We start from the raw sequence: 13,111 nt of genomic DNA on the forward strand, positions 1-13,111 counted from the left end.
ATTATTAGGAAATATACAAATCGGATGAAAGAAATTTTAAATAAACTTTCGGCATTGACAATTTTTAAAATGTTCATGTACAATACATATGAATGACATTCAGTCATTTTTTTATGTGACAGGATGCATTTAGCTTAGAAATGAACAAATACAATGGTAAATGAGGATGATAGTTGTTTTTATATAGTATTGATGAAAGAGTATATTTTTTAAAACAAAAATGACTGATAGTCAGTCATAAGAGGTGAGAGGTATGAAAAATAGAGCTTGGTTATATGTCATATTAACATGTATCTTTGAAATTTTTTGGGTGTTTGGTTTTAATACGGCTAATACTTGGTGGCATTGGATTATTATTTTAGGAGTTATCGCTGTTGATTTTCACTTCCTTTCTAAAGCGTGTGAACATCTTGCAACAGGAACTGTATATGCTATTTTCGCTGGAGCTGGTACGGTAGGTACTTTCTTAATGGATGTATTTCTTTTCGGTGGAAGTTTCAGCGCAGGCAAACTATTCTTCATTCTTATGGTAGTAGCCGGCGTTATCGGTTTAAAGTTAGCTGACAATAAAGAAGAAACTGTGGAAGGAGCTGCTTAAAAATGGGTTGGTTTTTCGTATTTTGTGCTGCAATTAGTGAAATAGTCGGTGTGATAGGACTTAAAATGTATAGTAAAGATAAGACATTAGCCAATGGTGCGATTTATATAGGTGGGTTTGCTACATCCTTCGCATTTTTGTATACTTCCTTCTTATTTTTACAAGTAAGTGTCGCGTATGCGGTTTGGATTGGTATCGGAACAGCAGGTGCAGTTTTGTTAAACATGTTCTTGTTTGGTGAGTCGAAAAGTAAAGCGCGTATCATTAGTGTGTTTCTTATTGTATGTGGAGTGACAGGATTAAAGGCACTTTCTTAAAGATATATTGTATTTTTATCTCCTAATTGTTCATTAGGAGATTTTATTATAAAAAATGATTTCCTCTTAGAGTTCACTATCATTGACAGTACAATCGATTATCTTATAAAATGAGTGACAGTCATTCAATATGCGTGTGAAAGGGTTTAGATGATGAATAAAAAAGAGAAAATTGTCTATGCAGCTATTGAAGTGTTTCAGGAAAAGGGCGTCGAAAAAACGAAGATTTCTGATATCGTGAAATTAGCTGGCATTGCGCAAGGAACTTTCTATTTATATTTTCCTTCTAAGTTATCTGTTATGCCTGCAATAGCAGAAGTGATGGTTGAAAAGATGATACTTGCAGTGAAAGAAAAAGTGCAAAACGATGCGCCTTTCTCAAGTAAAGTGACGCAAGTAATAGATGCGGTGTTTCACTTTATAGCTGAATATCGTGAAATACAGGCTTTAATGTATGCTGGTCTTGCATCTACAGAACATATAAAAGAATGGGAAGCTGTGTATGAGCCCCTTTATATGTGGCTAAGTGAATTTTTAAATGAGGCAAAAGAAGCCGGTGAAATTCGTGATTCGGTTCACGCAGAGCGAACAGCGAAGTTATTTATCGCTCTTGTTGAATCAGCAGCGGAACAAGTGTATTTATATGATCATAAAGATGATGAGCAAGTCGATTTGCAAAAGGCAGAAGTACTAGATTTTTTAACACATGCACTACATATAAAGAAATAGTGAGATGAACCTGTCTGAAAAGGTAGGTTCATTTTTGAGGAAAACTGAATGATAGTCATTCATCTAATACGTATGTATGTGTGGAAGGATAGTGTGAAATTCTAACGAGTAGGGGGGCATCTCTACTCATGACTAGCCCACAAATAGAAGGATAAAGAAAAAGCTTCTTGGGCATTATTTTTTGAGAGGAACTTACGGGAAGAGGTGTTAAAAAGTGAAGAAACCGATAAAAGAACAAAAGATGGTATTGGTCATTCTTTTGAGTAATATATTTATCGCTTTTCTAGGGATTGGATTAATCATTCCGGTTATGCCGTCCTTTATGAATGATATGCATTTAACAGGGAAGACGATGGGATATCTCGTTGCAGTGTTTGCAATGGCACAGCTCATTACTTCACCTATTACAGGCCGGTGGGTTGATCTTTACGGTAGAAAGAAAATGATAATCATTGGATTATTTATTTTTGGTGTTTCAGAGCTTCTTTTTGGATTAGGAAAAGATGTATGGATGCTTTATGTAGCAAGGGTATTAGGCGGAATTAGTGCTGCTTTTATTATGCCTGGTGTTACGGCGTATGTTGCGGATATTACATCTATTCAGGAACGTCCAAAGGCGATGGGATACTTATCTGCGGCTATTAGTACTGGATTCATTATAGGTCCTGGAATCGGCGGATTTATTGCAGAATACGGTATACGTGTGCCGTTTTTCGTTGCAGCAGTAATTGCTTTTATAGCATGTGTGATTTCGATCTTTATTTTAAAAGAACCGTTAACGAAAGAAGAACTTGCAGAGATTTCTTCTAATACGAAGGAATCAAGTTTTATTGGTGATTTAAAGAAATCATTACATCCAATGTATGCAATTGCATTTATTATCGTATTTGTACTCGCATTCGGATTATCAGCGTATGAAACAGTGTTTAGCTTGTTCTCTGATCATAAATTTGGCTTCTCGCCGAAAGATATCGCAGCAATTATTACAATTAGTTCAATCTTTGGGGTAGTTGTGCAAGTATTTATGTTTGGCAAATTGGTAGAAATGTTCGGTGAGAAAGTGTTAATTCAAATATGTTTAATTGTAGGTGCAGTATTAGCATTCGTCTCAACTGTAGTCTTTAATTATTGGATTGTACTTCTCGTTACTTGCTTCATTTTCTTAGCATTTGATTTACTTCGTCCAGCTTTAACGACATTTTTATCAAAAGCAGCCGGAAAAGAGCAAGGATTCGTCGCTGGTATGAACTCGACTTATACGAGTTTAGGAAATATCGCAGGACCAGCGATGGGCGGAATATTATTTGATATGAATATTCATTATCCATATGCATTTTCAGGCGTTGTTTTAATAGTTGGTCTCGCTATTACATTTATGTGGAGAGAGAAACAGTTGGCTGAAAGTTTTGCGAAGTAATAAAACCCCTTACGACGTGAGGTAAAGTGACCCCCGACAACGGGACACATATCAAAACACCTAAACCATCTGTTCCCTAAATTCTTTAGGGGATAGGTGGTTTGATTTTCATTGAATTTTCACATAATTGTAGTGATGAATGTATTCTAGCACAATCTTTCGCACAGTTTGGATACTTTTGTTATCTTTTGTGAATCGAAAGCTTCACTTTTTAAATGGCCAAAGAAGCTTTCCATGACGGCATTATCATGGCAATTTCTTTTACGGGACATGCTGGTGATGATGCCGTTTTGTTTGGCATACGCTTGAAATTCCTTCGCAGTATAAATACTTCCTTGATATGAGTGAAGGATGACATTTTTTACTTTTCACCCTCTCATTGCTTGTTTCAATGTCTTCGTCGCTAATGTCAGTGTTTGTAATTCGTTGATGACACAACTAATAATTTCGCGATTAAGGGCATCCATGATCGTTGATAAATATAAGGTACGCTCTCCTAATAAGAGATACGTCACATCCGTAAACCTGGATGTATTGAATTGGCACTCCAATCGATCAGGGGCTACCATTGGTTCCGCACCATTGATATATTTCTTTTTTTCGACGTCCTTTACTTTCTCTTCTAAATGGGATACCACCCGCATTTTAACGAAAGTATACGCTAAGCAAATTTTGACATAAAAAAAGCCGATTTTTCTACTCTAAGAAATTTTCGATTCTAATTCGTTATAGGTTAGTTGTTACTTTGTGTGCTTCATATTCTTTCACTATTTTATAAAAGTATTTTTCTTCAGTTTTAATAGTTTCATAAACTTAACTCCTATTATTTCACTATTTTTCTACCTTGGATAAATTTCTTGTGTGAATATTTTACATATAAAATTATCTCTTTACATTTTCTACCATAATTATACCTCTACAAACTAATATTGATTTCCCAATAATCTGTTTTAATATTTAAATCTTAAAAGTAATTAATCTTTTATAGGAAGATATTTTTAAGCACATTTATTTTGCTTAAAGGTATCTTTAAATAGCATAAGTGAACAAGGCTTGCTGGAAGTAATGAAATAAGAGCAATATTTAAAATAAGATTGCAAAATGCAAAGAGTTTAAAAATTTAATGAAAATTTTATATTTGCCCTACATTTTATTTAATTAATTTTCTCTATCTTATACATGTTGGAATTCATATAATACCTTTCTGTTAAAGAAGGAATTGTACTGAGCTACGCATTAGATAAAAAAGTGATAATGAAAGGTAAATGTATAATGAAAAAAATAAAAAAGTTAATTGTTCCAATTAGCTTTAGTTTATTGCTAATTGGATGTAGCGGTAAAGAATTGAATGGGAATTGGAGATTAGCGGATAATGACACTACTTGTCCTGTTTCTTACCAGTTTGATAAGAAAATCGAAGTTAATCCAGAAAATAAAAAAAAGAAAACTATATGGTTAATAGAGATGCATACTCAAAAAATAGCAAATGAATATAAAAATGCAGGGACATACACTTGGCTTGATAATGAATGGATAAATATTGATTATGGAAACAATTTTACTCAAAAACAAAAAATGGTACAAGATAAAGACAAATTAACAATTTATTTTCCATGGGTAGAAAAAGTATGTACGTATAAAAAAACAAAGTAGGATGCCTTCAAAATTATAGAAGAAACTATGGATTGATAAAGGAACTTTAGATGTATGGCTAAAAAGCAATCTAGATATTATATATATTTGATATGTATGTAATGGAATACAAGCTGGTTTTGCTTGTTATCTAGTCAATGATACTTTATTCCAAACTTGGCTGTATGCGATAAGTTCTATTCATAATGGAGCTACATTTTCAATGAGGGAAAATATTAGAATGATGCTAGTAAGGTATTTAAAAATATGCTTTATTAGAGACATTCTGCACTTTCCTTCTGAAAATGATAAGATTTCAATGTAGAAACGTGGAATTTTATAGCCATTCAAAAAATACTAAAAGAATTTGTCTTTTTAAGGGAATGATAGGAATTCAAACTATTTTCAAAAAGAATGAATTACACATTAGTAATTTTGCAGATGAAATTAATAGAGTAATCAATTTTTTATTTGAATATAAGGAAGAAAAAGAAGAGGTAGGATAAAATGAAGCCGATTACAATTCTAATAGCTGATGATGACTTGAAGATTGCTGAATTAATTGAAATACATTTAAAAAAAGAAGGATACCAGGTTGTAAAAGCAACTGATGGAGAAGCCGCAATTGAAATTATTCAATCGCAGGCAATTGATTTAGTGGTTTTAGACATCATGATGCCAAAAATGGATGGTTATGAGGTGACGCGTCAAATCCGTACTAAACAAAATATGCCAATTATTTTCTTAAGTGCGAAAACATCTGATTTTGATAAAGTGACGGGTCTTGTACTAGGTGCAGATGATTATATGACGAAACCTTTTACACCAATTGAATTAGTTGCACGTGTGAATGCTCAACTTCGCCGATTTCTTACGTTAAATCAACCGAAAGTAGAAGAAACATCTGTTTTAGAGGCTGGAGGCGTTGTCATTGATTTTGAGAAAAGAACGGTACATGTATACGGAGAACGAATTGATTTGACACCAAAAGAGTTTGATATTTTATATTTATTGGCAAGTCATCCGAAAAAAGTATATAGCCTTGAAAATATTTTTCAGCAGATATGGACAAATGATTATTATGATGATAACAATAATACAGTTACGGTGCATATTCGTACTTTACGAAAGAAACTTGGAGAAGATAAAAGGAAGAACAAGTTAATAAAAACGATATGGGGAGTAGGTTATACTTTCAATGGCTAAAATAGTAAAAAGTTTTAGGTTTAAAATGATTGCCTTGTTTGCACTAAGTATGATGTTAGCAGCTTTCGGAACATATATAATTTATAAAACATTAGGTTTCTCTTTTAGAATGATGGTTAGTCATGAAGACTATGTAGCAAATAGAGTGGTTGGGGGAAGTATTTATTTCTCTTTCCTTTCCTTCACTTTGCTATCTATTTTATTCTTTTTCTTTTTAACGAAACCTTATTTAAGGTATTTTGATGAAATTTCTAATGGCATTCATCATCTCTCTAAAGGAGATTTCACACATAAAGTTTATATTTCATCAAATGATGAATTCAGCGATATTGCACGCGCAATTAATATTGCAAGTGAAAAATTAAAAGAGGCGGTTGAACGAGGAGACTTTGCAGAAAGTAGTAAAGATCAACTTGTTGTTAACTTAGCTCATGATTTAAGAACACCATTAACATCTGTCCTAGGTTATTTAGATTTAATTCTCAATGAGAAAAACTTAACTGCGGAACAAATTAAATATTATTCTACAATTGCATTCGCAAAATCACAACGACTTGAAAGTTTAATTGATGAGTTATTTGAAATTACACGAATGAACTATGGTGTACAACAAATAGATAAAAAAACATTAATATAAGTGAATTGCTCGTGCAATTAGATTTGGAATTATATCCATTATTAGAGAAAAATCAATTAGAGGCTAGATTACATGTTGCACCAAATTTAACTATCAACGGTGACGGGAATTTGTTAGCACGAGTATTTGAAAATCTTCTAACAAATGCGGTTCGATATGGAAATAATGGGAAGTTTGTTGATATGAATGGATACATTGAAGATGGAGACGTTGTTGTACAGATTATTAATTATGGAGAAAGTATACCAGAAGAAGAGTTACCTTATCTTTTTGATATGTTTTATACAGGTGATAAAGCAAGAACAGTACAGAAAAATAGTACGGGTCTTGGATTATTTATTGCTAAAAATATTGTTGAGAAACATAATGGGAAGATTTCTGCAGAAAGTAATGTAGTGAGAACAATTTTTGAAGTGAGATTACCAAAAGAAGAGAATTGAAAAATTTAATAAATATTTAATTATTACCCCACTTTTTATTTAATTAATTTCTTCTATCCTATTTATAGGTTAGGCCAAAGAGAAATTACTAATAAAAGGTGGGGCTTTTTATATTGCGAAAAGTATACGCCTAGATTTTTATCACAATTTGATTTTAAAAGAGATATGTTAATACTTTGAAATCTAATTTATATATAATTTCTAAAAATGTTAACTAATTATACAAACGGAAATAATGGTCTCCAAAAATAAAGTACAAGAAATAGTGAGGATAATATGAAGACAGTAAATAAGGTAGTCATTGTTGGTGTATTAACAGTTGGTATAGGAGCTGGGGCTTATATGAATTTTGCCGGAAGTTCTGAACCAGTTATGACCTATAAAACATCTGAAGTACTAGAAAAACAAATCGAAAATCAGCAAAAGTTTGCTGGTGAAGTGATTCCAAATGGAATGGAGATCATTTCATTTGATCCAACAAAAGGTACGAATGAACTAGCTGTTAAAAAAGGCGATGAAGTAAAGAAAGGACAGCTTCTGTTTAAATACAATGATCCAACTGTTAAACAAGGTGTAACAGAAGTGGAAATGCAAAAGAAAATTGCACAAAAAGAAGTAACATTACAACAAAAACAAATTGATGCAGCAAAACAAAAGCTACAAAAAGATAAAAATGCTGGTCTTCCTGCAGAAGCAGTAAAAGCGTCAGAGATTGAAATTCAACAATTAGAATCACAGCTTGAAATGAAGAAGTTTGAAGTAGAAAAAGCGGATGAAATGATTAAAGTAGCAAAAGAGAAAGTAAACACACTTTCTGTTATGAGTCCTGCTGACGGTGTAATTGATGATATTATTACAGCTTCTAATGAAAGAAACGGTATGAGCGGAATTACACTTCGCCATGCAGGTCCATTTAAAGTAGCAGGTCAAATGTCTGAATTTGAACTTGCTAATGTAAAAATTGGACAAGAAATAACAGTTTCATCAAAAACTGTAGCGGGTAAAACATGGACAGGAAAAGTAACAGAAATTGGTTCTACACCATTAAAAAGTATGGATGAAAACAAAACAGTTTCTAGTTATCCATTTACTGTGACGTTAGACAATAGTGAAGGCTTACAAAATGGTTTCCACGTATACGTAGAAACTAAATCAGGCGAAGCAAAGGGTACAGTCATTCCAAAGACCAGTATTTTAAAAAAAGGTGATAAAAACGTTGTCTTTGTTGTAAAAGACGGAAAAGCAAAAGAACAAGTTGTTACGGTTGAATTTGAAACAAGTAATGAAGCAAAAATTTCCGGAGTGAAAAAAGGAGAAAAAATTATCTCTAGACCTACTGTAAATCTAAAAGATGGTATGGAGGTTGCCACGCAATGATTAATTTACAAGGCATTACAAAATCTTTTCAAAATGGTGAAGAATCCATTCAAATATTGCACGGAATTGATGTAACGCTAAATCAGGGAGATTTCACTTCTATCATGGGGCCTTCTGGTTCTGGTAAATCAACATTAATGAATATTATTGGGTGTTTAGATAAGCCTACGACAGGTTCCTATGAATTAGCTGGACAAAATATTTCAAACATGTCTGAAACCGAGCTTGCGCATGTTCGTAATAAAGAGATTGGATTCGTATTTCAAAACTTCATGTTACTGCCACGACTTACAGCGTTGCAAAACATTGAATTACCACTTATTTATGCGGGAGTCGATAAAAAGGAAAGACAAGAGCGTTCATTAGCAGCCTTAACAAAAGTTGGTTTAGCTGATCGCGATACCCACTTTCCAAATGAATTGTCAGGTGGACAAAAACAACGCGTTGCAGTTGCACGCGCAATTGTAAATAACCCGAAATTTATTTTGGCAGATGAACCAACAGGTGCACTAGATACGAAAACAAGTGAACAAATTGTAAATCTATTTTATGAATTAAACAAGCAAGGTTCAACGATTATTATGATTACTCACGATCGTGAAATCGGGGAAGCCGCAGCACGTCAAATCGTTATTCGTGACGGAAACATTGTTCAGGATTGGAGAGAATAAAATTGAATATACATGAAAATATACGTATGGCTATCTCTTCTATCTTTGCCCATAAAATGAGATCTATTTTAACGATGCTGGGAATTATTATTGGAATCAGTGCGATTATTACAATTCTCGCAACGGGGGATGGAAATACTGCAAAGATGCAAAAAGAGATTGAAGAGAGCCGCCATATGGATGAAATTAATATAGAGTATATCAACCCAGATTTTCCGCTGGAAATAGCGAAGATTACACCAGATATGGTAAAGCAATTAGAAGTAATACCAGGTGTAAAGGATGTGTACCCACATGTGAATATGGACGTAAAAGCATATGTAGGTTCAAAAGAAGCTTCTCTTAATTTAAATGTGGGAACAGGTAATTTTATGCAGGATCACAAACTACGAATGATACATGGGCGTGAGTTAACAGAGACTGAGCTGGAAAAACCAATTCCTGTTTTGATTATCAGTGAAGCTCTATTTAAAAAACTATATGATACATGGGAAAATGATTTATATATAGATATAAAAGGAAAACCATATAATATTGTCGGGGTGTACAAATATGATAATATATGGCAATCAAATGTGTATGCAGGATATACCTCGGTTGACAATGCACCGTTGATCTCAGGTGTTGAGGAATATAATGCAGTGACCATTAAGTTATCTTCTTCTAGCGAGCGAGAAATTGTAGGGAAACAAGCTGTATCTGTATTAAATGGATTGAAACCACCAGAATTTGAGCATCTATTTACAGTAGAGGATGAGACAAAAAACGATTTGGTCGTAGAAGAATCATTAGATACGATGAAAATGGTATTCACTGGTGTTGCTGGAATCTCTTTAATCGTAGGTGGTATTGGTGTGATGAATATCATGCTTGTATCTGTTACAGAGCGTACACGTGAAATAGGTGTTCGAAAAGCACTTGGTGCAACGAGAAGGGAAATATTAATGCAATTTCTTATTGAAGCTTGTATTTTAACAGCATTAGGTGGAGTAATTGGTTTTGTGTTAGGTATTTTCTTTGCTTGGGTATCGGCAATCGTAGGTGGATGGCCACTTGTTATTTCAGTAAATCTAGGTCTACTATCTGTTGGAATATCTATATTGATTGGCATTGTCTCTGGTATACTTCCAGCAAATAAAGCAGCTAAACTAGACCCAATTGATTGTCTACGATATGAATAATAGTTGTAGGTGAAAGATAAGATATTCTAGAAAAGAGTAAATACCCATATGGGTATTTACTCTTTTTGGAAATAAGGATTTTCATGGTATAAGCAAAAATCTAAACAATCTTAACTCTAATTTTATATAGATTTCTTGGCTGTAAATACTAAGAGGAGAGAGGAATATAAAATGAAAACAGTGCTAGAAGCAAAAAATATTAAAAAAGTATATGACACAGGTGGAAATACATTTGAAGCGTTAAAAGGGATTAACTTACAAGTACAAGAAGGAGAATTTGTTGGGATTATGGGCCCTTCTGGTTCAGGTAAGACAACTCTATTAAATGTTCTTTCAACAATTGATCATGTGACGAGTGGTGAGATTTTAATAGATGGAAAAGATATTGTAAAAATGAGTGATGATACGTTGGCATTATTTCGGCGCAATCATTTAGGTTTTATTTTTCAAGATTATAACTTATTAGATACGTTAACGGTCAAAGAAAATATCGCATTGCCTCTCGCTTTATCAAAGGTGAAGGTTAGTGAAATTGATCGGCTTGTTCTTGAAATCTCTAAGAAGTTTGGCATGGATCATATCTTAAGTCAATACCCATATCAAGTATCTGGGGGACAGAAACAACGCTGCGCAGCATCACGTGCCATGGTTACGAATCCGAGTATGATTTTTGGGGATGAGCCAACTGGGGCGCTTGACTCTAAATCAGCAACGGATTTATTAGAAAGTATGAAGTCATTAAATGAATATGATAACTCAACCATATTAATGGTAACGCATGATGCGTTTGCGGCAAGTTATTGTAAACGAGTGATTATGATTAAAGATGGTGAATTATATAAAGAATTACACCGTGGAGAATTAACACGTAAGCAATTCTTCCAACAAGTCATTGATGTAATGTCTTCCATTTCTGAAGATAAGGCTGATGATCTTATCTAATATGGCCATTTATAACATAATGTGTGATTAAAACAATGTATATTTTGTAGAAATAGTTTTTAGGAGGTTAAAATAAATGACTTTAATTGAAATCGTTCAACGAAATATAAGGCGAAATTTTAAGGAGTATATACTTTATTTTGTATCTTTAGCGTCGAGTATGCTGATTTATTTTATATTCGCGTCACTTCGATATAGTACGCAAATAAAAAAAGAAATGCTTAATAATGTAATGATTAATAGTGTTCTTCAGTCTTCAAAAGTGATACTCATTATTTTTATAGCCATATTTATTATTTACTCTACTAATTTTTTTATAAGAAAACGTAAAAAAGAGATAGGGTTATATTCTTTACTAGGTATTACTAAAAAACAAATTGGTACGATGTTATTTTGTGAAACATTAATAATGGGGGGCGTAGCTTTAATAGTTGGGATATTGATTGGCAGTATAAGTTTTAAGTTATTTTTAGAACTTCTAATGAGTTTGATGAAATTAAATGTGCCAATTACGTTCGAGTTATCTATAAAGGCCATAATAGACACAATTATTGTTTTTTTATCGATTCTATTATATACAGCTTGGAAAAACTCGCGCTTAATTTATCAATTTCCATTAATTGAAATGTTCCAAGCGAATCATAAAGGAGAGAGTATGCCAAAAGGATCTAAATATTTGGCATATATAGGTCTTATTTTAATTGGCTTTGGTTATGTTTTAGCATTCTTTTTTCGCGAAGTCGTAAAATTTGTGCAGAACCCTGAGGACCCTATGCGTCCGCTAATGGATCCTAAAATAATCCCGTTATGTATTTTGATTGCGATTGTTCTTGCAACCTACTGTCTATTCACGTCTTATACAGTTATTGTATTAAAGAAAATTAAAAGTAAGAGCAATATCTATTTTAACGGTATGAATATACTAAATATTTCACAGTTGTTATATCGAGTAAAAGGAAATGCCAAATTACTTGCGACTATTGCTATCTTAAGTGCCACAGCTTTAACGGCTGTTAGTACAGTTGTATCAGGATATTATGTAGGGCAATCTGAAACAAATGAAGATTTTATGCAACTGTATGGAGTTACATTATTTATTGGAAGCTTTTTAGGAATTATATTTGTACTAGCAACGGGTTCTATTATTTATTATAAACAACTATCTGAAGCACATGCTAATCAGAAATACTATGAGGTTCTTCGTAAGGTAGGTGTTACGAAAAAAGAAGTAAGAAAGTCAATTTCTAACCAAGTTAGCTTTAGTTTTATTTCACCTATAATAGTCGGACTTACTCATAGCTTATTTGCTTTACCAATAATAAACAACATGCCTATATACAGTATTATGATTCCTATTTCCATTAGTTCTATTGCATATTGCATAATCTATTTTGGATATTATATATTAACTGTTAATTCGTATTTTAGAATTGTGTATAAATAATAAATTCTTTTGATATTGCGTAATAAAATTAGGAAATACAACCTATCAAGTTCTAAAGAATAATGGAATGAACAAAAGCCGATATCCTTAACGTGTAGGGAATCGGTTTTTTCTATATGGGGTACCGCCACACATCCATCAACTTAAGGGATATTTTCAAACAAAATGTGTTTTTTTTATATAATTTTTTATTATCTTTTATAGATTTTATAAAAGTAGGCATATCAAATAAACCCTGACAGGTTTCAATTTTTTACTATGCTACCTGAGGATTAGAAGTGGTATACTCATAAACAACACCCAAAATATCAAAGACTGTCTTTTTCTCGTACCGATGAGATTTTCGTCCGTTGTGCTGTAGGAGGTTAAACAGACGAAGGAGAACCTTTGATAATTCTTGGGTGTTTTTGTGTAATGCTTGGTAAAAAAGTGAAAAATAATCCTTAATTATATACATTGCTTTATATTCACTTAGTTCTTTCTGTTTTTTACGTAATAGGAGTTCTCGCATTTTAAACAT

12 protein-coding genes and 3 pseudogenes are annotated in these 13,111 nt (G+C 32.8%); 13 read left to right on the forward strand and 2 right to left on the reverse strand.

The window, feature by feature from the left end:
- The first annotated feature begins 253 nt into the window (after positions 1–253).
- The 4 genes from HMPREF1014_RS16155 to HMPREF1014_RS16170 all read left to right on the forward strand — a co-directional run bounded on the left by HMPREF1014_RS16155 (position 254) and on the right by HMPREF1014_RS16170 (position 3,061).
- Positions 254–598: a DMT family transporter gene (locus tag HMPREF1014_RS16155; protein WP_000796018.1), complete on the forward strand. Its 345-nt coding sequence runs from the start codon at positions 254–256 to the stop codon at positions 596–598.
- A gap of 2 nt (positions 599–600) precedes the next feature.
- The gene (locus tag HMPREF1014_RS16160) at positions 601–915 is read left to right on the forward strand and encodes a DMT family transporter (protein ID WP_000539671.1); all 315 of its coding nucleotides are present in this window, start codon (positions 601–603) and stop codon (positions 913–915) included.
- A 150-nt stretch (positions 916–1,065) separates the two neighbouring features.
- Positions 1,066–1,644, forward strand: a complete 579-nt coding sequence (locus HMPREF1014_RS16165; protein ID WP_001999151.1) for a TetR/AcrR family transcriptional regulator — start codon at positions 1,066–1,068, stop codon at positions 1,642–1,644.
- Between the two features lie 214 nt (positions 1,645–1,858).
- Complete coding sequence (locus HMPREF1014_RS16170) at positions 1,859–3,061, forward strand: MFS transporter (RefSeq protein ID WP_000742958.1); 1,203 nt, start codon at positions 1,859–1,861, stop codon at positions 3,059–3,061.
- 108 nt (positions 3,062–3,169) lie between these two features.
- On the opposite strand, the pseudogene HMPREF1014_RS30200 reads toward HMPREF1014_RS16170, so the two are convergent.
- A pseudogene (locus tag HMPREF1014_RS30200) lies at positions 3,170–3,663 on the reverse strand (DDE-type integrase/transposase/recombinase); the annotation flags it as partial.
- Positions 3,664–4,315: 652 nt separating this feature from the next.
- Here HMPREF1014_RS30200 and HMPREF1014_RS16175 point away from each other — a divergent pair.
- The 9 genes and pseudogenes from HMPREF1014_RS16175 to HMPREF1014_RS16210 all read left to right on the forward strand — a co-directional run bounded on the left by HMPREF1014_RS16175 (position 4,316) and on the right by HMPREF1014_RS16210 (position 12,591).
- Positions 4,316–4,714 carry a hypothetical protein gene (locus HMPREF1014_RS16175; protein ID WP_236723017.1) on the forward strand — a complete coding sequence of 133 codons (399 nt, stop codon included), beginning with the start codon at positions 4,316–4,318 and terminating at the stop codon, positions 4,712–4,714.
- Positions 4,715–5,076: 362 nt separating this feature from the next.
- Entirely contained in the window at positions 5,077–5,199 is a 123-nt protein-coding gene (locus tag HMPREF1014_RS32180) for a hypothetical protein (RefSeq protein WP_000579408.1), read from the forward strand.
- 1 nt (position 5,200) lies between these two features.
- A complete protein-coding gene (locus HMPREF1014_RS16180) occupies positions 5,201–5,899 on the forward strand; it encodes a response regulator transcription factor (RefSeq protein WP_000802755.1) in 699 nt (232 codons plus the stop codon).
- Positions 5,892–6,976 (forward strand): annotated as a pseudogene (locus HMPREF1014_RS16185) (HAMP domain-containing sensor histidine kinase). The gene HMPREF1014_RS16180 and the pseudogene HMPREF1014_RS16185 overlap by 8 nt, the downstream one beginning before the upstream one ends.
- A 276-nt stretch (positions 6,977–7,252) precedes the next feature.
- Positions 7,253–8,353 (forward strand): efflux RND transporter periplasmic adaptor subunit, encoded by a 1,101-nt coding sequence (locus HMPREF1014_RS16190; protein WP_000859793.1) that lies wholly within the window; start codon positions 7,253–7,255, stop codon positions 8,351–8,353.
- A complete protein-coding gene (locus HMPREF1014_RS16195; protein ID WP_000609181.1) occupies positions 8,350–9,024 on the forward strand; it encodes an ABC transporter ATP-binding protein in 675 nt (224 codons plus the stop codon). The genes HMPREF1014_RS16190 and HMPREF1014_RS16195 overlap by 4 nt, the downstream gene beginning before the upstream one ends.
- A 2-nt stretch (positions 9,025–9,026) precedes the next feature.
- Positions 9,027–10,205, forward strand: a complete 1,179-nt coding sequence (locus tag HMPREF1014_RS16200) for an ABC transporter permease (RefSeq protein WP_001020777.1) — start codon at positions 9,027–9,029, stop codon at positions 10,203–10,205.
- Positions 10,206–10,376: 171 nt separating this feature from the next.
- Positions 10,377–11,147 carry an ABC transporter ATP-binding protein gene (locus HMPREF1014_RS16205; RefSeq protein ID WP_000859668.1) on the forward strand — a complete coding sequence of 257 codons (771 nt, stop codon included), beginning with the start codon at positions 10,377–10,379 and terminating at the stop codon, positions 11,145–11,147.
- A 76-nt stretch (positions 11,148–11,223) separates the two neighbouring features.
- The gene (locus HMPREF1014_RS16210; RefSeq protein ID WP_000172533.1) at positions 11,224–12,591 is read left to right on the forward strand and encodes an FtsX-like permease family protein; all 1,368 of its coding nucleotides are present in this window, start codon (positions 11,224–11,226) and stop codon (positions 12,589–12,591) included.
- 256 nt (positions 12,592–12,847) lie between these two features.
- Here HMPREF1014_RS16210 and HMPREF1014_RS16215 read toward each other — a convergent pair.
- Positions 12,848–13,111, reverse strand: a pseudogene (locus HMPREF1014_RS16215) (IS4 family transposase); the annotation flags it as partial.

This window comes from Bacillus sp. 7_6_55CFAA_CT2, assembly GCF_000238655.1.
Taxonomy (GTDB): domain Bacteria; phylum Bacillota; class Bacilli; order Bacillales; family Bacillaceae_G; genus Bacillus_A; species Bacillus_A cereus.